The sequence below is a fragment of the Olegusella massiliensis genome (assembly GCF_900078545.1).
Taxonomy (GTDB): domain Bacteria; phylum Actinomycetota; class Coriobacteriia; order Coriobacteriales; family Atopobiaceae; genus Olegusella; species Olegusella massiliensis.
The window spans coordinates 588,056-605,301 of sequence record NZ_FLLS01000002.1; the positions used below are offsets into that span (position 1 = coordinate 588,056).

18 protein-coding genes and 2 pseudogenes are annotated in these 17,246 nt (G+C 55.6%); 11 read left to right on the forward strand and 9 right to left on the reverse strand.

From position 1 onward, the window contains the following. Positions 1 to 26 precede the first annotated feature (26 nt). The 6 genes from BN4314_RS08055 to BN4314_RS08355 all read left to right on the forward strand — a co-directional run bounded on the left by BN4314_RS08055 (position 27) and on the right by BN4314_RS08355 (position 4,867). Positions 27 to 359 (forward strand): ImmA/IrrE family metallo-endopeptidase, encoded by a 333-nt coding sequence (locus BN4314_RS08055; protein WP_187369536.1) that lies wholly within the window; start codon positions 27 to 29, stop codon positions 357 to 359. Positions 360 to 362: 3 nt separating this feature from the next. Continuing rightward, positions 363 to 683 carry a hypothetical protein gene (locus BN4314_RS07985; RefSeq protein ID WP_082911147.1) on the forward strand — a complete coding sequence of 107 codons (321 nt, stop codon included), beginning with the start codon at positions 363 to 365 and terminating at the stop codon, positions 681 to 683. 258 nt (positions 684 to 941) lie between these two features. Further along, the gene (locus BN4314_RS02815) at positions 942 to 2,792 is read left to right on the forward strand and encodes a bacterial Ig-like domain-containing protein (RefSeq protein WP_068539668.1); all 1,851 of its coding nucleotides are present in this window, start codon (positions 942 to 944) and stop codon (positions 2,790 to 2,792) included. Positions 2,793 to 3,039: 247 nt separating this feature from the next. Continuing rightward, complete coding sequence (locus tag BN4314_RS08210) at positions 3,040 to 3,147, forward strand: Nmad4 family putative nucleotide modification protein (protein WP_222859678.1); 108 nt, start codon at positions 3,040 to 3,042, stop codon at positions 3,145 to 3,147. Beyond that, complete coding sequence (locus BN4314_RS08455; protein ID WP_325062668.1) at positions 3,128 to 3,559, forward strand: terminase large subunit domain-containing protein; 432 nt, start codon at positions 3,128 to 3,130, stop codon at positions 3,557 to 3,559. Before BN4314_RS08210 ends, BN4314_RS08455 begins: the two co-directional genes overlap by 20 nt. 3 nt (positions 3,560 to 3,562) lie before the next feature. Then, complete coding sequence (locus tag BN4314_RS08355) at positions 3,563 to 4,867, forward strand: terminase TerL endonuclease subunit (RefSeq protein ID WP_325062664.1); 1,305 nt, start codon at positions 3,563 to 3,565, stop codon at positions 4,865 to 4,867. Between the two features lie 392 nt (positions 4,868 to 5,259). On the opposite strand, the pseudogene BN4314_RS08390 reads toward BN4314_RS08355, so the two are convergent. After that, positions 5,260 to 5,490 (reverse strand): annotated as a pseudogene (locus BN4314_RS08390) (transposase); the annotation flags it as partial. A gap of 227 nt (positions 5,491 to 5,717) precedes the next feature. After that, positions 5,718 to 5,963 (reverse strand): annotated as a pseudogene (locus BN4314_RS08460) (AAA family ATPase); the annotation flags it as partial. On the opposite strand from BN4314_RS08460, the gene BN4314_RS08235 reads away from it, so the two are divergent. Beyond that, positions 5,949 to 6,314: a hypothetical protein gene (locus tag BN4314_RS08235; RefSeq protein ID WP_068539670.1), complete on the forward strand. Its 366-nt coding sequence runs from the start codon at positions 5,949 to 5,951 to the stop codon at positions 6,312 to 6,314. The pseudogene BN4314_RS08460 and the gene BN4314_RS08235 sit on opposite strands and share 15 nt — an antisense overlap. 443 nt (positions 6,315 to 6,757) lie before the next feature. Here the strand turns inward: BN4314_RS08235 and BN4314_RS02835 are convergent, their stop codons facing one another. Together BN4314_RS02835 and BN4314_RS02840 are read right to left on the reverse strand one after the other, a co-directional pair. Continuing rightward, the gene (locus BN4314_RS02835; protein ID WP_068539671.1) at positions 6,758 to 7,342 is read right to left on the reverse strand and encodes a DUF4230 domain-containing protein; all 585 of its coding nucleotides are present in this window, start codon (positions 7,340 to 7,342) and stop codon (positions 6,758 to 6,760) included. Continuing rightward, on the reverse strand, positions 7,335 to 8,063 hold the full coding sequence (locus BN4314_RS02840; protein WP_068539672.1) for a DUF4230 domain-containing protein: 729 nt from the start codon (positions 8,061 to 8,063) through the stop codon (positions 7,335 to 7,337). The genes BN4314_RS02835 and BN4314_RS02840 overlap by 8 nt, the downstream gene beginning before the upstream one ends. Before the next feature lie 307 nt (positions 8,064 to 8,370). Between BN4314_RS02840 and BN4314_RS02845 the strand changes: the two genes are divergently transcribed. The 3 genes from BN4314_RS02845 (at position 8,371) to BN4314_RS02855 (ending at position 11,862) form a co-directional block, all read left to right on the forward strand. Beyond that, positions 8,371 to 8,805, forward strand: coding sequence for a hypothetical protein (locus BN4314_RS02845; RefSeq protein WP_068539673.1), 435 nt, complete (start codon positions 8,371 to 8,373; stop codon positions 8,803 to 8,805). 322 nt (positions 8,806 to 9,127) lie between these two features. Beyond that, complete coding sequence (locus BN4314_RS02850; RefSeq protein ID WP_148424851.1) at positions 9,128 to 10,408, forward strand: hypothetical protein; 1,281 nt, start codon at positions 9,128 to 9,130, stop codon at positions 10,406 to 10,408. A gap of 2 nt (positions 10,409 to 10,410) precedes the next feature. Continuing rightward, complete coding sequence (locus BN4314_RS02855; protein ID WP_068539674.1) at positions 10,411 to 11,862, forward strand: hypothetical protein; 1,452 nt, start codon at positions 10,411 to 10,413, stop codon at positions 11,860 to 11,862. A gap of 11 nt (positions 11,863 to 11,873) precedes the next feature. Here the strand turns inward: BN4314_RS02855 and BN4314_RS08240 are convergent, their stop codons facing one another. The 3 genes from BN4314_RS08240 to BN4314_RS02865 are packed head-to-tail and all read right to left on the reverse strand — an operon-like array spanning position 11,874 to position 12,540. Further along, positions 11,874 to 12,089 (reverse strand): N-terminal phage integrase SAM-like domain-containing protein, encoded by a 216-nt coding sequence (locus tag BN4314_RS08240; RefSeq protein WP_267899995.1) that lies wholly within the window; start codon positions 12,087 to 12,089, stop codon positions 11,874 to 11,876. A gap of 15 nt (positions 12,090 to 12,104) precedes the next feature. Then, on the reverse strand, positions 12,105 to 12,338 hold the full coding sequence (locus BN4314_RS08245) for an Arm DNA-binding domain-containing protein (protein WP_068539675.1): 234 nt from the start codon (positions 12,336 to 12,338) through the stop codon (positions 12,105 to 12,107). Beyond that, positions 12,325 to 12,540 carry a hypothetical protein gene (locus BN4314_RS02865; RefSeq protein WP_068539676.1) on the reverse strand — a complete coding sequence of 72 codons (216 nt, stop codon included), beginning with the start codon at positions 12,538 to 12,540 and terminating at the stop codon, positions 12,325 to 12,327. The genes BN4314_RS08245 and BN4314_RS02865 overlap by 14 nt, the downstream gene beginning before the upstream one ends. 139 nt (positions 12,541 to 12,679) lie before the next feature. On the opposite strand from BN4314_RS02865, the gene BN4314_RS02870 reads away from it, so the two are divergent. Continuing rightward, positions 12,680 to 13,093 (forward strand): helix-turn-helix domain-containing protein, encoded by a 414-nt coding sequence (locus BN4314_RS02870; RefSeq protein WP_068539677.1) that lies wholly within the window; start codon positions 12,680 to 12,682, stop codon positions 13,091 to 13,093. Between the two features lie 229 nt (positions 13,094 to 13,322). Here BN4314_RS02870 and BN4314_RS02875 read toward each other — a convergent pair whose 3' ends face one another. Further along, positions 13,323 to 13,865 (reverse strand): hypothetical protein, encoded by a 543-nt coding sequence (locus tag BN4314_RS02875; RefSeq protein ID WP_068539678.1) that lies wholly within the window; start codon positions 13,863 to 13,865, stop codon positions 13,323 to 13,325. 876 nt (positions 13,866 to 14,741) lie between these two features. Beyond that, a complete protein-coding gene (locus BN4314_RS02880; RefSeq protein WP_068539680.1) occupies positions 14,742 to 17,246 on the reverse strand; it encodes a S8 family peptidase in 2,505 nt (834 codons plus the stop codon).

Below are 17,246 nucleotides of genomic sequence, written 5' to 3' on the forward strand. Positions count from 1 at the left end.
CCTCCTTTTTTAATATGAGCAGGACATTGTCAAGAGACAAAATCGGTCCTGGCTCCTACCCGCCCGACTTCAACCCCGCCAGGACTTTCATTTTCTACAACGACCGGCAGGATCGGGAACACATCCGCTTCACCGTCGCTCATGAGCTCGCGCACTGTCACGGTAAGTGCTTGGGCGACGACACACTGCGCGCGCAGTGCATCCGCGAGGACATCTTCATCGTGTCGTCCAACCTCGGCGGCCTCGACAAGGACAACTACTTCTGGGGTGGCAGCTCCATCCTGGGTCCGTTCGCCAAGACCTGGGGGCCGCATTACTACGCCGGTATGCCCTTTACCGCAGAAGGCGCCGACGAGTAGGCCATGTACACCGCAACGATCGACATTTCGCAGGCCACGTGCTTCCTCTACAAACATAACCCCGCGGTCGACGGCATCGATTGGCGCCCCGAGAAGTACGTCGGCATGTTCCAGGGCGGCTTTGGCAGAAAGGATCCTCCACAACTTGGGGATGAGGTCCTGTTCAACGCAATCTATTACAACCGGGAAGACCTGCTCGAGCGCTACCGCAGCCGCTATGCAGATGTCAGATTCCTCTTCACCCCAGACTATTCCCAGTTCGGTGACGTAAGCGACCTCGAAGAGTACTACCGCCTGCTCAAGGCCCGCATCGTTGACATCTGATTCGCGATGGAACTCGGCGCGGTCGTCATTCCGTTCATCACGGTACCAACTCCCGAGAGCGTCGGATTCGCCCTCGACGGGCTGAAGGACTGCTCGGTCGTGGCGTTCAGCACGGTTCACGTCGACTAGGATAATGGCTCCACTCTTGACCTGCTGAAAAGTATTGACCAATGGCGACTCAACTAGGTGAAAGAAGTTGAATAATACCCGAGAGATGTTAAAATTTTCCTCAAAGTATCCGCCAACTTGGAGGAAATCATGAGGAAAAGTACAAAAAGGGTGATCAGCCTGTTGATCGCCCCGTTGGTGTTTTTAGGGATGATGGTCGCTAATATAGTGCCTCCCCAAAGCGCTAGCGCACAAGGACAGGTAAGAATCGAGATTTTACCGGAGATTTTCATAAACGAGCAGACGGAAGCCTTCTTCGACTCGCCTCAGCAAGCTATCGGGGCAAAACGTACGCTTAACGTTTATGGCGGAGTGCAGCAGCCTAAGGTTCTAGAGACCTGGAAGAATATCGCCTTCCAGGTTTATGACGGCGACGGGAACCTTATTGAGACGACCAAGGGAACCGTCGGGGATCCTGCTCGATGGGGCGGAGCAAAGTATCTAGGCCCGTACCCGCAGGGCAAGACCTACACCGTAAAGGTTGACAACTCGACTGTTCCAGAGGGCTACCATTCCTGGTTCACCGCTAAAAAATCGGGTTACCCAGGTGGCGCGACCGACGTGATGACGGTAGGCTCCGACAACTATTCGGCCACCAACCCGAAGGAAAACGTAAACCCCATAGCTGAAACGCGTTTTCACCTTGACATAGCCAGTGTCGCCTACGCGAAGAACGCGGACGTGGCCAAGAATCTTTTCGTGGTTGAAAACGACAAGGTTACCGGGATAAATACCAAGTACACCGAAGGCAAGGACTACGTCATAAAAACAGTCGCTAAAGACGGAACAGTGCCTCAGCCAACTCAGGCGGAAGTAGCGAATCTTACCGATGAGGGCTACATGCCGGAGGGCTTCTACTTCATGTACAAAGATCAGAAGTCTTCGCTTCAGAACATCCGTGCACGCAAAGGCAACTTTTCGTACCTCAGGTGGTGGGAAGGAAATGATGGGGTCAACACTTTTGAAAAGTTCAAGTCTTCCAGCGTTTTCGTCACCACTTTGAATCAGCGTGTTCCAGAGGTTAAGTTCTACAAGGCCGCTAGCGAGGGCGCTGAGCCAGAGGTACTGGCGTCGATGCAGGTTTATTACGGGCACTCGGCAGCGCAAAACTGCCTAAGCGATGGCACGACCTGCCTGCCAAAGGAGCTTCCTGCCGCACCGACCAAACAGGGGTACGTGTTTAAGCAATGGAACACCAAGGCTGACGGCTCTGGCGATGTCTTCGACGCCAACACGGTGGTTAAGGGAGATTTGGCGGTATACCCGATTTATGTCGTCAATACCCCACCCGTGCTTGAGGTGAAGGACGCAACGATTACCGCCGGCGAACAGCTGGATCTGCGCTCACTGATAACCAAGGCAGCTGATGAGCAGGACGGAGCAAACCTGGCCGATAAAGTCGTCATAGAGCAAGGAGATTTCGACAGCTCTAAAGCGGGGGTCTACGAGGTTAAGTTCACGCTTGCCGACTCTAACGGGGAAACCGTAACCGCGATCGCAAAGATTACGGTTTATGTCGTCAATACCCCACCCGTGCTTGAGGTGAAGGACGCAACGATTACCGCCGGCGAACAGCTGGATCTGCGCTCACTGATAACCAAGGCAGCTGATGAGCAGGACGGAGCAAACCTGGCCGATAAAGTCGTCATAGAGCAAGGAGATTTCGACAGCTCTAAAGCGGGGGTCTACGAGGTTAAGTTCACGCTTGCCGACTCTAACGGGGAAACCGTAACCGCGATCGCAAAGATTACGGTTAAGGAGGCGGCGCAGACAAAGCCAACGGATACGACAAAACCGACTGAGCAGAAAAAGACCACCGTCAAGAAGAGCAAACGCAACTTGCCGGCAACCGGTTCTGCTGGATCCGGGTTATTGGAGGTCGCGCTTGCCTGTGGACTAGCCAGTATCGCTATCTCAAGGCGGGTGAAAAGAAACAGCTAGCCAAGATATATCCGCTTGATATCAACTAAATATGGGGTTGGGCGCTTCGTTCTGCGACGTCCGACCCCATATTTGTCTTAGAAATCTTCGGGTTCTTTTCACAATCGGGGTTTAAAAAATTTAGTCATTAGCCCAATAATTCTTTGAAAATAGTCGCTAACTCGGGCAAATGCGACTGGATAAGCGCGCGAATCTATGGCTGTATGTACCTAACAAAACACCTCATCTGCCAAGGAGCACTGCAGCCATGAACAACACAAAGGTCACCAGCGAAACCCTGCAGATGCGCGTCGATTCCTACGGGACGGTTCTTGCCTACGCCGACTACACGCTAGCTGTGTTGCGACAATGGTGAGGAACGCGCTGAAGTTTATGGGTGTGCTGCCGATCGGCAACAAGCATCCATCGTGTTCGAAGTGGCAGCCGACATGGTGAGAATGTGTCCTCCACTAGCCAAGCGGGTAAAGATCCTTAGAAGTCAAAAACGTATCATCTACTCCCCCACCAATTCCTTCTACCAGGTACTATCTGCCGAGGCCTATTCCAAACACGGATTCAATATTTCCGGAGTGGTATTCGATGAGCTACACACCCAACCCAACCGGGCGCTCTTCGACGTGATGACCAAAGGCAGTGGGGATGCTCGCACCCAGCCGCTGTGCTTCTTGATCACAACAGCTGGAACCAACACTCATTCGATTTGCTACGAGCAACACCAAAAAGCCCAAGATATCCTAGAAGGCAAGAAGGTTAATCCGACGTTCTAACGGGTGATTTACGGCGCAGACCAAGATGATGATTGGACGGATGAAGCCGTGTGGCGTAAAGCCAACCCATCCTTGGACGTGACGGTACCAATCCAGAAAGTTAGGGACGCTTGTAATAGTGCTCGCCAGAATCCGACTGAAGAAAACACCTTCAGACAGTTGCGTTTGAACCAGTGGGTCAAACAGTCTGTGCGGTGGATGCCTATGAATACCTGGAACAAAAACGATGGCCCAGTCCACTTGGATGAGTTAGAAGGCCGTGTTTGTTACGGCGGGCTCGACCTGGCATCCACCACCGATATCACTGCTTTCGTTCTCGTATTCCCACCCTACGGGGACGATGACAAATACGTGGTTGCACCCTGGTTTTGGATACCAGAAGACAACCTGAAACTGAGGGTCGCCCGAGATCACGTCCCCTACAACCTGTGGAACAGTCAAGGATTCCTTGCCAGTGCCGGGTACGAGACGCACTACGGTTATATCGAGAAGTTCATTGAGGATCTTGGCACCCGGTTTAATATCCGAGAGATTGCTTTCGAGCGGTGGGGCGCGGTCCAAATGAGCCAAAACCTTGAGGATGCTGGTTTCACGGTGGCACCGTTTGGGCAAAGCTTCAAAGACATGTTCCCACCATCCAAGGAACTGATGAAGTTGGCGTTGGAAGGCAAGCTCGCCTATGGCGAGCACCCGGTGCTGGCATGGATGGTCGACAGCATTCACGTGCGCACCGACCCAGCTGGCAACATCAAGCTCGACAAGCAAAAATCCACCGAGAAGATCGACGGCGGCGTCGCCACCATCATGGCGTTGGATCGGACAATGCTCATGAAAGACTGGCTTGTTATTGGCCTAAAGCACCCTGGCACCTATCTTTCCGCCTTCATCTTGCAAACCAACAGCGCATGGAACCCTTACTCCTGGATTGATTCTGCCCCAGAGGACGGGGATGAGACGTCGCTGTTCGAAAGTTGGGGCAAAGATCCTGCTACGTTGGATTCAAAAGCCCCCAAGTTATTCAATGCAATAGACAGCATATCGACCCAACTTGTTTTACAGAAAAATCCAATTGTGTCGCTGCTTGTTTCGATTCCGTTTTATGTACTGCTTTTGATTTTGGTTACCACAATATGTTTTGCTCAAAAGCGACAAAGTGGAATTTTCGCATGCATATGTCTGCTGCTTCTCGTATTAAGCGCCTTGCTTGCACCCGGCGTAATCACGAGATATTATTTAGCACTCATCATGGCAATGCCCATACTAGCAGCACTAGTATATAGCGAAGACAAAACCTGCAGCATTCAATAGTGTCTCTATGTTTGCATAATCATTCAGTAACGTCAGAAACGGACATCGCTGAAAGCATGGTTTTTTTCTCACTTACGCCCCTCCCACTTTCCGACGACTACTGATTCTTATTGTCATTTCTCATTACTATTGCCACCACGCCACAAACCAGCGGAAGCATAAGCACAAGAGGATACGCATACCGTGTCTCCGCATAAACGGGTGAGATAAGGCGCGTTATCCACAACATAGCAATCAGAACAATAATTGGAACTAGCTTCACCTTCGGTAGTGCGTCGAACGTTGGTGTAAGCGGAATCTCATCAGTCGCCTAGAATGCCTGCATCATGCCACCGCTATGCCGCCTTTCCGGCCATGCCCGCCGATTCCATCGCCACGAGCACCAGCCTCTCGGCCATCGCCGCCTTGTCCGCCCGGCTGTACCTCTTCGGCATCCCCTCGGGGAAATAGGTTCCGCAGCGCAGCTTCGGAATGCGCAGCGTTATCTTGCCGGCCGGCGTCACCAGCCCACGCTCGCGGTAGCCGTTGCGGCTGTTGGCGCCGCCTTTGCAGGCCATGTCGGCCTGTTCGTCCATGATTGCGTTAAGGGCCGATTCGAGCAGCGCCCTGGTGAGTGCCTGCAGATGTCCTTCTCGAGGATCTCCTTGATGACGGAGCTCACGTACGCGCGCTTGTCCGCCATCTTGGGGTAGTCGAGCGCCTTGGGGAAGCCCCCTTCGAGGATGTATCGGTCAAGCTCGGCCACGGGGTTAGGGTCAAGCTCCTGTCCGAGGAAGCGCTTCATCTCGCGATACTCCTTGAAGCTGAGCGTCTGCACCTCGAACTCGACGTAGCGCCCCGTCAGCTTGGTGGCGAGCTCGCCGGATAGCAGGTAGGATTTCGAGCCGGTGATGAAGATGGAGAATCCGCCCTCGGCGCGGAACTCGTTCACCACCTCCTCGAACCCCTCAACGTTCTGGATCTCATCGATGAAGAGGTACTTCATGCCGTCAATCGTGAGCGCGGGCTCGATCAGCGCCTCGAGTTGGTCCGGCGTCTTCACCGAGCGGAAGCCGTACCGGTCGAGGTCGAGGTAGACGATATGGTCCTCCCGCACCCCCGCGACCCTGAGCTCCTCGGCGATGGTCTACATGAGGCACGACTTACCGCACCGGCGGACCCCGGTGAGGACCTTTATCACGCCGTCGTCGTGGTAGAAGCCACGGATCTTCTCGAGGTAGTCCTCGCGTTCGAACAAACGTATGCTGGCCCCAATCTTTCGACTGGAGTCAGCATAGCAAATATCTCGTTTATCGGGGTATTTTTAGCAAAACTGACGATTTATACCCCCATAACTGCCGAATTTACTATTCCCACTCTTTCACGCTCGGTTGCTGTGACGGCAATCCAGTTACACCTAGTTGGCTCGTCGATTTTGACCGTCATACCGCCGAATCCTACCGCGTGACTTCGCGTAGGTATTTGGGACAAATTCTGGGACAAAACCGCGAACTATTTCGAAACCGCGAGCCTGCAGTTTCGTTTTTGTCCCCGGGACAAAAGCGGGCAGATTTTGAGGTTCAAAACTATTCGAAACGAATGGTCAAACGCCCGATGGTCTTCTTTGGCGCCTGTTTGGCGAAGTGAATCGTAGCCAGCGGCTTTGCCACCTAGCATTCCCGCAGGTCATGAGGGATACGCAGGAGCGATGACTGGAAGAATCGTCGCGGGCGGCTTCGTTTTCGACCTTATGTACAGCCTCAAAGCGCTTTAGAGACACAGCGAAAGAACCGAGCTAGAGGATCTTGTTCGCCACTTTATCTCAAGCTGCCCGCAAATCAGTTAGCAACTGAAAAAAGAGTGGGGCGCTTTCGCAGCCCCTTTCAAGATCGACTCAGCTATAAAACCAATCTATTCGGCATCCCTGAACTGGACCTCGTACTTCACTCCTTGCAGATCCCCGATCTTCGTGACGTATTGGCTCAGAAGGGTTTTCGCCCTTTCACGGGCCCCGTTCATCAGCGTCGAATTGGCCTCGGCGCTTTCCTTCATCGCTTTTTGCGCTTCTTCCAGCGCGATGGACTGGTCGACTGTTGTGATGGGAGTCAGCAGCCCGGTATCGCTGTGGATATCGGAGAAGGTACTCTCATCGGCTTGGGGCTGGCCGAGGACCTGCGCGCTGGGAATCGTGATGGTGACGACGTTGTTCGCATCCGGCCCGTCGATTTGAACCTTGGAGACATCGACGCCCAGCTGGACCGTTCCGTCGTATTCGAACCAAGCTTTCTTGTATCCCACGTTTATCCCGAACAGCATGTTGGTTCCGTCGTTATAGACTTCAGCGACGTTGTGAAACGTGCACTCGACAGTGGCGAGTTCCGCGATTTCGGTATAGCCCGAGAAATCGGGCGTTTCGCTGCTTTTGACGCAACCGGAAAGCACGGAGAGCGACAGCACTGCGGCGAGGGCGAGGCCGGCAAGCCATGGTTTACGCATTGGAATCGACCTCCCCGTTGTACTCGGCGATCGGCTTGAATTCAAGCTGGTATTCATCGCCGAGAAGCGGCAGTGTCAACGCTTTGACGATGTCCTTCAGGCTCGCTTCCGCCTGCTCTTTGATCTCTTCTTTGTCGACGTCGTTCGCGGCGTCTTCGCGGCAAAGCGCGATGACGTCCTTCATGTCCGCAGTTGCGCTCTCAGGGAGGTAGCCGAACTTGCTGTTGTCGAGCTGGGGATCACCGATCTGCGCCTCGGGGAGATACGCGGTGACGACTTTATCCTCCTCGTTGATCTCAAACTGGATGTCGCTCAGTGTGTAGGATGCACGGATGTGAGCCTCGTATTTAACGCGATGGTCCACGCAATCCTGCCAGAGGAACTGGCTGTGCTTCTCGGCGATGCCGTGGTAGGTGTAGTCAATCGTGGAAAGGCTGTCGATGTCGACGGCCGATTTGAGATCCGATGTCGCGAGATACTGCGTCTCGTGGTTGTCTGTTATCCAAGGGAGGGCGAAGCCGAAGAAGCCGATGGCAATCACCGCAACTACGGCAAGCACAACGAGCTTAGCTTTGAGCGAGAGCTTTCCGAAGAAGCCGAAGACGCTCTTGCCTCGCCCTTTTTTCTTCTCGGCCGCCTCTTTTCGAGGTTGCCCTTGACGCTCATCGTGCTTGGAGGCAGATCTATGCCGAACGCCCTCTTCGTGTTTGTCCTGTTCCAAAACAAGCCTCGTTCATGCTGTTGGGTAGTTTAACTGCCGATGGTATTATATCAGCAACTGTTTTAATCGTTTCTATCATGTTCGGCAGGAGACATAAATGAAGCCGTTGCACGTAGTTTTGGCAGCCGTTGTGGTCTTGATAGCTCTTGTTCTGATCGCCAGCAGTATCGGCATCATCCATATCAGGCTTTAGCCCGTAATCGAATCCAAGGCGTCTATTCCTTGGCAATACCGCCGTTATGCTGCGTTTTTCCTCTTTCTGCGCGATAATCTATCCAGTTACACGAGCACAAAAGGAGATCGCGACATGGCGGAAAGCCCGATAGACAAGTACCTGCGCACGGGTTCCCTCGAGCAGTCCAGCTGGCGCAACGTCGTCCTCTTCGGCAAGAACACCGCCTCTTACAAGTTCGCCCTCGCGCAGTCCCTCATGCAGCTTGCGCAGCAGGGGCGCGACTCCGTTACGCTCGACGAGCTCGCCGTCCCGTTCGCTGCGCGCATCTGCGAGCACGCCAAGACGACGCCACGGCAGTCAACCAACCGCTCGAACAAGTTCCTCGACGCGTGCCCGGGCTTCAACGCGGGCACGGTTACGCTCGACGAGCTAACATCGGTCATGGTGCAGAGCGGCTTCCGCTTTTTCTCGTTGCTTATGGCGTTCCATGCCGCCAGGGCTTTCGGCGAGGAGCCGCTTCGGTCGCTTCAGGCTACACGCTTCGCGCCGACAAGTTCGGAATCGTGATCGAGGGCAAATGCGCGAAATGCGGCTGCGCCATCGCCCGGTGCGGCTACTAGGCCCCATCCGAGCTCAGAGGGCAAGCGGACTGGCTTCGCCGACGTGGCGAAGCTCGACGCCTACTTCGGGGACAAATTGTCCCAGACGAGCAATTCCCGCGCCGTCGTCTATGCCGCATGCTCAGCTGACAACTGAATCTAGTGTCCAAAGCGCTGTACACCGACGACGCTTTTCGCGCAGATAATGACCGGTGGTTAAATCGCTGATAGAGACTAAATCCATCGGTGGGATAATGGCCTTGAATTGCAAATAGAGAAAGGCAGGGGCGATGGGCTTCTTCGATAAAGGCTTCGACCCAATAAAAGAGGCACGGAAGGCTGAGGCCGCTGCGGGAAAAGAAATCGCAAGCGCTGCCGAACAGGCATCGAATGCCGCTCAAAGCGCCGCCAATCATACGGGACAGGCCATCGGAGACATTGCAGGCAAGGCAAAGGGCGCCGTTCAGAGCATTGGTGATGCGATCAAGGACGGCCCAGAGCCGAAGAGCTTCAAATACAACACTGGGTTTGTCGATGAGCGAAATGTTGGCGCATCGCCCCAATCTCAAAGGCTAACTCCGGAACATATGGCGAAAATGCTTGGCGATGTGGCTGAAGGAGCCGCAAACGCTGCAAGCGCGGCAACGGCCGGTGCTCAAGGCGCTGTCGCCGCCATCGCAGGTAAAGCGGGAGAAATTGCCGATGGGGTCAAGCAAGGCTTCGAGAATGCAAGGGCGAAAGAACCGGATGAGTACGAGCTCGCCGTCATCGAATACAACCAAACCTACACCAATCTGGAGTCGGGAGGGATCGAGCTCTACCAGTCTAGGCTGAGGAGCATCGACCTGCTGAACCTCGTTACCGACCTGGTGAACTCGATCGCGAACACGCCGAAGTCGTTCATGGAGGATATCGAGGAGGTGTCCCACAAGAAGCGAAGCTTCAAGGAGTCGGAGTCCTTCGCCCGCGAAGAGCTGGACTCGGCACGGAAATCGGCGGCCAGCGCCGGTGCCGGCGTCGCGGCGGGCATGGCCGTTGCCGGCATAGCCCCATCCGCCGCCATGTGGGTTGCCACAACTTTCGGGACCGCCTCCACGGGCGCCGCGATCTCCACGCTGTCGGGCGCTGCCGCGACAAACGCGGCGATGGCCTGGCTCGGCGGAGGCGCATTGGCCGCCGGAGGAGGCGGGATGGCCGCTGGCAGCGCTTTCCTGGTAATGGCCGGCCCCATCGGATGGGGCGTCGCAGGCGCCACGTTGCTGACCTCCATCGCGCTTTTCGTGAAAAAACAGCACAAGATCGCTGGGGAAAAGCACGAGGAGCTCTTGTCGGTAAAGAGAAACACCGAGGCTCTTAGGGAGACGTCTGCAGCGATCGGGGCGCTCAGGACAAAGACCGATGCCCTTCGTGAAGAGCTGTCCAGGTCCTTTATGTCCTCATGCCGCCTGCATGGCGCCGACTACCTTTCCATCTCCGACGACGAGAAACTGGCCTTGGGCTCCTTGGTAAACAACGCGAAGTCCCTGGGCAGCCTCATCGTCGAGAGGGTGGCCACCCGGGACGGTGAATAGCCATGAAAGCAGAAAAGGTACTCAAGAGCTCCCAGGAGCAGGCCGTCGCCGCATGGATCGGCTTGATCAACCAGATGAGAATCGACGACCTCATCGAGAATCTCAACCGCCAAGACCAGAACCTCGATTCCGCAATGGAGTCCATGAACTGGGCGCTCGGGAAGATCGAGGACCTCGTCGTTGCGAACAGAGGCGGCAACAAGGGTGTCCATGGGTTCATCGCCGAGGTGGCCGAATGCGGGTTGGAGAACGCGCAGAGCCTCGTCCATGGCGATAAACCGGCAATGGAATGGGTTAATGACAACGGACCCGCCGACCTTTTGCGCAACGGCGTCGAGATACAGGTCAAGTTCGTGAACGCCGGCGGCAAGTTCTCCCTGGACGCCGTGGCCGCCCATTTGCAGAAGTACCCCAATTTCCTCGACAAAGACGGCATCTACCAGATCCCGAAGGACCATCTCGACGCGGTGCGCTCCCTGTACGAGATGCCAAAGGAGGAAGCGGCCAAGCTGGCGTCCTCGACCGGCGGCCCGTCCTACTCAACCTGGAAGAGCATCCATGAGTTCTTCGACTCAAGCGGGTTCAGCATCGATGACCTTGAGGCCTCCCAATTCGAGTACTCGGAGGTCCAGAAGAACGCTATCACCGACAAGATGGCCGAGGAGAAGAGCAGGCTCGCAGACGAGAGCGAGCGAATAAAGAGAGACATTTACGAGGAACACAAGCCCACGCCCCAAGAGGGCGCGAAGGCCGCAGCGGCTGGCGCCGTTCTGGAAGCGGGAACGGCATTCGCCATTTCAATGAAGCGTCATCTCGAGAACGGAAAGCGCATCGGCGACTTGACCCAGGACGACTGGGAGGAAATCGCAAAAGATTCCGGCATGGGACTCGTCAAAGGCGGGGTTCGCGGTGGAGCTGTTTATTGGCTGAACAACTACACGGCCACGCCCTCATCTGTTGCAAGCGCGCTGGTCACGGCATCATTCGGCGTCGCAGAATGCGCTTACAGGTTCCGCAGCGGCGAGCTTACGGAGATCGAGTTTATAGAAAGCTCAGAAATCGCGTGTCTCGATGCGTCTGTGAGCGCGTTCTCGAGCTTCGTGGGCCAGGCCATCATTCCGCTCCCGGTTCTGGGCGCCCTCGTCGGCAACGCCGTAGGCACGACCGTGTACGAATTGGGAAAGGATTTCTATGACAAACGAGAGGCGGAGCTGCTCGCGCACTATGCCCGGGAATTGAAGGCCCTCGATACTGAACTCGATGGCGAATACGCCGCATGCATCAGCGGCCTTCGTGAGAATATGAGCGCATACATCAGCCTTCTCGAGAAGGCTTTCTCCCCGAATGTCGCAATGGCTTTTCCCGGCTCCGTTGAGTTGGCGGCAAGCCTTAACGTCCCGGACGGCGAAATCCTGCACACGCGCGAAGAAGTCAATGATTTCTTCCTAAATTAGAATCAGTCAGGTTAAAGAAACAACGGTCGAGCGAAACCCAATCGCTCGGCGTGGTTGAAGATGGCGTTGAGCTGGTTGTTGATGATCCTCAGGTAAGTGGGCTTGAAACTGTCGCCGTCGGGCCTCGTGGAGCCCGTGAGGGAGTTCTGCCACCTGACGATGTCGACGGGCCGTATGTCGCACATGCGCATGTCGCCGAAGAACGGGATGAGCTTGCTCTGGATGATGTTCTCCTTGGTGAGCTAGGTGTGCTCGCGGACCCTCGGCCTCACCTCCGCCTCGTAGACCTTGCAGAAGTCGGCGAAGGTCATGTCCATGGCGTCGTCCTTGAGGGCCTTGAAGTTCTTCTCCCACAGAAGCGCCTCGAGCTCGGTCTGGAATCCCTTCTTGGTCTTGTGCCGCTTGGCCCCGCGCGCGTCGCGGTAGTAGAACTGCACGTAGAAGAGGCCCGTCTTCTTGTCCTTATAGGCCGGCATTGTTCACCTCCGGGAAGTAGCGGGCCTCGAACAGGTCGCTGCGGATGCGTCCGCGGATCACCACGCGCCCGAGGGCCTCCTGCTCCTTGTTCATCTGCCGGATCACCTCGTAGACGCTGCCTTTCTTGATCTTCAGACGCTCCGCCACCTCGTCGGCGGTGAGCATGCTCGGCCTCGGCGTCCTTGCAACCGGCTGTTCCATCTTGGACCTCCTGTCTATTCGTACGTATCTGTACGCTTATATTCCCGAGAATAATCGTACGCATATGTACTGTCAATAGAATTGCGTACAAACTCGTACGCTGATAGAATGGTCGCCACGAAATAAAACAGGAGGGCACATGGCGACGGGCGACAACATTCGGCGATACCGCAAGGCGAAGGGCCTGACGCAGGCCCAGCTCGCCGATGCGGTTGGGCTTACCGAAGGCGCGATCAGGCACTACGAGAGCGGCATCCGCGCGGTGAAGCCCGAGTTGCTGGAGGAGATCGCGAAGGAGCTCGAGGTCTCCGTAGGCGCGCTCAAGGACTACGGAGTCGAGACGTCGCGCGACCTCGTGGCCCTGCTGCTGCAGCTGGAGGAAGGCTACGGTCTCGTGCCCAGCGAGGACGGCATGGGCCTGACGGTCGACCCCGGGGCGCCGCATGCCCCCAAGCTCGCGCAGTCGATCAAGACCTGGGCGAAAAAGCGCGCTGAGCTCGAGCGCGGAGAAGTCGGCGGGGCCGCTTACGCTGATTGGAAGGCCTCTTTCTGACATTTCCCCAGGTAAATTAATGCTTCCTTGCGAACAGCCTCCTGTTTTTTGGAGGCTGTTCCATTATTCCCGTATGAAATCGGCACCCCGGAAGAACCGTTAGGGAAATGTACCCGCATATCGTACGGCAAGGCAAGTGCTGGCGCCTTCCTTCGCGAGCTCGGCAAGCAAGCCGTGCTCCACACTAGCGATAATGACAAAATGGGATGGGAAGAGAGCTCAAATGAGGTCATAGACCCCTCAGCGAGAGGAGCATTTTCTCCTGTCTCTCGTCGAGCTTCGTTATTGCACCGGTTCTCGAAATCTTGATGAAGTCTCTAAACTCGCTGATGTTTATAGGGGGTTCTATCACGGAAATGTCGCCAATTGGCGCATAGTAGACACTCCTCCAATGAAGTCCATCGTTCCTAGCAACGTTATCCACGATGATTTCGCCGCAAACCTTACCCCGCGCGAAGACGCATCCTCCGATTGACTGGTAGAGCTTCTCAGCTTTGTCCAGAGCCTCGATGAGGGTCTTGTTGGCATTGGGGTTGATATGCGCTTCCATTTCCTTGTGCTGCTTCTTCAGCGAGCGAATGGTATCTATCGACGTCTTGGAATGCATGAAAAACACTTGCTCTCCGATATGAGCATCCTTGGGTGCCGTCCATTCCACGTAGGACTCTTCGAGAACTTCCTCGACATCGAAGTGACCGCGTGCCTTGATGAAGTAAAGAACCTCATCTAGCGATTTGGGAAATGATATGTTTGTGATGAAAGCTGCTTCCATTCTGCGGCGATCCTTTCAGGCGATATAGAGAGCAATGGAAAGTGCGGAGCTGCAGGTGCCTGGCGGTTTGATTCTATCAGACGAGTGCATTGAAGTGCATAAACCCGCTCGATCATAAAGACGCTCCTGACAGCAGCGAGCGCGCCGCCCATTACAGTCTGCGATAAGCCACCGATGAGCTTCTGTGGCGAGCATTCGGCGCATTGCCTACGATACGGGCAAGCCCCGAGGGGCCGCCGATCGGGCGCCTCCGGATGACCGTCTGTCCCTGCCCCGCAGAGGGCCGGGGGGTGTTGCCACCTGAGGAGCTCGCCGCTCCGAACGACTGATAGGAGACTGCTGGGCGCGGGCACCACGGCCAGGTAATGTGGGCGCCGCATGTCGCAAAGCTCGCGCAGTCGATCAAGACCTGGGCGGAAAAGCGCGCTGAGCTCGAGCGCGGAGAAGTCGACGGGGCCGCTTACGCTGATTGGAAGGCCTCTTTCTGACATTTCCCCAGGTAAATTAATGCTTCCTTGCGAACAGCCTCCTGTTTTTTGGAGGCTGTTCCATTATTCCCGTATAAAATCAGCGCCCCGGAAGAACCGTTAGGGGAATAATTGCATGCCCGAATACGGCAAGGTATGCGGCGTCATTCGGCGGCATTCGGGGTTACCGAAACTGCGGAAACGTATCAAGACCGTCCGTAGCTGACTACACGCCCACGCATGCCACGACCTTGGAGCTTATTGGTTTGTCGGCCATTCTCCAATTCGGCGATGAGTACAAAACTTCCACCTCGACCTCATCTCCGCCGTGATTATGAGGTCGATATCACGGTAGGAATTATCTATTTTAGCACCACGACTAGCCTCAGCCTGACAAACCTGATCGCGCTTATCGCTCTCGCGCTGCACCAGTGGCAGCAATAGAAACGGCCGTTGCCGAAGTATTTTCTATCCGCTGAGTGATTTCCGAGTAGAGATCTGCCTCCACGCAAGGTGTCTCGATGCTCACAATCAACGAGTATCGCGCCTCAGAATCAATCTTCCCAAGATACCTGCGAGACCTCCACCATCCAATCACCGGGTATACGGCAATAAACTCGATGTCGCTCAGCTCGATTGCGGATGCATATTTGTAGTCGGAATGAATCGAGCCTACGTTTCGGTTGTTGACGCCGAGAAACCAGCCGCCAGAGCCGCTAGACGCTTTTCCCTCATCCTCATCTCGAACGCTTACGTTGATACGCTTCTCGAACTCTTCCAGGCTCTCGCCCGGCTTGTTCACATCGAAACGAAGTCCGTGAGAAGAGTACCGATACCTGTCCTTCCACCCAATCTGCCCCGGCCCCGGTTCGATGAAATAAGAAAGGGTCACATGGAGCGTTGCGTCGACATCGGCAAGCGAAGCGAGCACATCTTTTGGCCAAGGCAGCGTATGAAGGTGCATCTCCCTCATCGTCTCACGCCCTTCCTTCACCTCATACGGATGTAGGGCCTCTTGAATAATGAGGTTGACACTGTTCTCCTTGCATTCGACTGCACGGCTCAAGTCCGGTATGCCGTAGCCGCAAGCCCTAAGCAGCCTCCTCCGCCCCTTTGTGGACGTATCCTCGGGCGACCCCTCGGGCGAGTACCTGTCTATCATTGCTTGTGACCAGCGGGCGGAATGCACAAGCAGTCCCCTGATTGTCTCGGGCCATAGGTCTGGATAGGCATTCTCCAGCTCGGCCGCAATATAGGCGGCCTCGGCAACTGCCGCACTCGTCGCGTTGATGGTGTCCAGCGGGCGTGACGCTATGTCAGCGCCAGTGGTAAGCAGCGATAAATCCTGACAGTCTGAATAGTCGGTACCCATCCCGACTATGTTTCCACCGGGGCAGACGACCTCGGGCTTCACCGGCGCAATCGAATGTCCCCATTGCAGAGACGTCGTGCTGAATGGGCATAGCTCTCCCGGCACCGCGACGGGCTGATAGCCCGTGGCCAGTATGTCGTCTTCTTCGACCAGGGCGTTTTCACTGTACGCCCCGACCGTCAGAGCATTCCACGATTGTCCCGGGCTGCGGACGGAGCGAATCTCGTTCGCCTCGGGATAGACCGTTCCGTTCAGCATGGACAACGGGATGTTCCCGCCGGAAACAAGCACTAGCTCATGCTCGCTCGAGGGGTCGTCTGCATGAGAGATGGCCTCGTCTAGCGCAGCAGACCAGGATGTGGGCAAGCCATCGGTGACTTCGCACTCATCAGCAGTGACTCCGGAGCAAAAGACCCTATTCCTCTTCGGCTTTGCCACGTAAGTCCTGTCCATCGCCTGCTTGACGATTTCACCATACAGGTCAGGACTGTTCTGCCTGCTCAGGTCAAGAATCTTCATGGACTCAAGGGAGTGAGTCACCTCTACTGGACCCGCAGACAGCAAGCATTCTTTCAAATTTCCATATAAAGCCAGCCCTGCGAGCTTGGTGCCATGGCCGTCTCGATCTCCTGTCCCGAGCGCATCGTCATAAGCCAGGACGGCATCTTCGTCAACGGCCGGGGACAAGAGCGGATGTCCGCCGTTGATGCCCGTGTCGAGTATGCAGACGCTTGCTTCGCCGGGCTCAAAAGACGTTCTGCTCAATAGGTCGTCAATCCACTCGCGCTGCTCGGGCCCCTCAAGATTGGCGAAGAACGATGATGCAAGGGGCGCCTCCTTTATCTCGGCAAGACCATCGTAGCTGTCCAGGAGGCCCGCAAGATCGGACATATTTGCATACGCCAGCGTAACCATGCGCTCGGGGAACAAGATGAAGGCACTCTTGTGCTCGATATGGAGCTTATCAAGCAAAGCGGAATACGCTTCGAACGAGCTGCCGTCCTCATCTTTGCCCGTTCGCAGCCAAACCTCGAGCCACTGCTTCAAATCCGCTGGGCGCTTATCATCACTACCCGTCCAAAGAGAATCGACGATAGCCAGACGGATGTCCTCGATGCTGGACACCAGCTTCTCGTGGCGAGGCTTGCCCTTCTTGGTGACCTGGTGCGGATCGCCATATGCCTCCACTCTATCAAGAAAAAAGCGCTCTTCCCCAGATGGGATAAACACTGTCGCCCGTGTGACGTCACCCACTTGGCGAACATTGAGAAGGCGCACGCCCCGCCGCACATCCTCCAAGCTCCCCGTAGTCAAGTCTCCGTTTTGAGGACCAATAAACTCAAGGTAGATTCCATGCCTGTCAACAACAGCGAACGCTCTTCTATCGTCGTTCGCAGCAAAGGCACCCTCCAACTCCTTGCAGAGCTTCGCTGCATGCGATGAGGGGTCACGATCGATTGACGGCTTGCCCCTGCCGCCCTGAGGGGCAGAATAAGGCTCTTGGTGGCACGTGTTCGTGAGAACGAGGTTCGGTCTCTTCAT

What these genes read in the sequence shown, in the direction of transcription:
- BN4314_RS07985 (WP_082911147.1), top strand. Translation starts at nt 363, where the DNA reads ATGTACACCGCAACGATCGACATTTCGCAGGCCACGTGCTTCCTCTAC.
- BN4314_RS02815 (WP_068539668.1), top strand. Translation starts at nt 942, where the DNA reads ATGAGGAAAAGTACAAAAAGGGTGATCAGCCTGTTGATCGCCCCGTTG.
- BN4314_RS08210 (WP_222859678.1), top strand. Translation starts at nt 3,040, where the DNA reads ATGAACAACACAAAGGTCACCAGCGAAACCCTGCAGATGCGCGTCGAT.
- BN4314_RS08235 (WP_068539670.1), top strand. Translation starts at nt 5,949, where the DNA reads ATGGTCCTCCCGCACCCCCGCGACCCTGAGCTCCTCGGCGATGGTCTA.
- BN4314_RS02835 (WP_068539671.1), bottom strand. Translation starts at nt 7,342, where the DNA reads ATGCGTAAACCATGGCTTGCCGGCCTCGCCCTCGCCGCAGTGCTGTCG.
- BN4314_RS02845 (WP_068539673.1), top strand. Translation starts at nt 8,371, where the DNA reads ATGGCGGAAAGCCCGATAGACAAGTACCTGCGCACGGGTTCCCTCGAG.
- BN4314_RS02850 (WP_148424851.1), top strand. Translation starts at nt 9,128, where the DNA reads ATGGGCTTCTTCGATAAAGGCTTCGACCCAATAAAAGAGGCACGGAAG.
- BN4314_RS02855 (WP_068539674.1), top strand. Translation starts at nt 10,411, where the DNA reads ATGAAAGCAGAAAAGGTACTCAAGAGCTCCCAGGAGCAGGCCGTCGCC.
- BN4314_RS08245 (WP_068539675.1), bottom strand. Translation starts at nt 12,338, where the DNA reads ATGCCGGCCTATAAGGACAAGAAGACGGGCCTCTTCTACGTGCAGTTC.
- BN4314_RS02865 (WP_068539676.1), bottom strand. Translation starts at nt 12,540, where the DNA reads ATGGAACAGCCGGTTGCAAGGACGCCGAGGCCGAGCATGCTCACCGCC.
- BN4314_RS02870 (WP_068539677.1), top strand. Translation starts at nt 12,680, where the DNA reads ATGGCGACGGGCGACAACATTCGGCGATACCGCAAGGCGAAGGGCCTG.
- BN4314_RS02875 (WP_068539678.1), bottom strand. Translation starts at nt 13,865, where the DNA reads ATGGAAGCAGCTTTCATCACAAACATATCATTTCCCAAATCGCTAGAT.
- BN4314_RS02880 (WP_068539680.1), bottom strand. Translation starts at nt 17,246, where the DNA reads ATGAAGAGACCGAACCTCGTTCTCACGAACACGTGCCACCAAGAGCCT.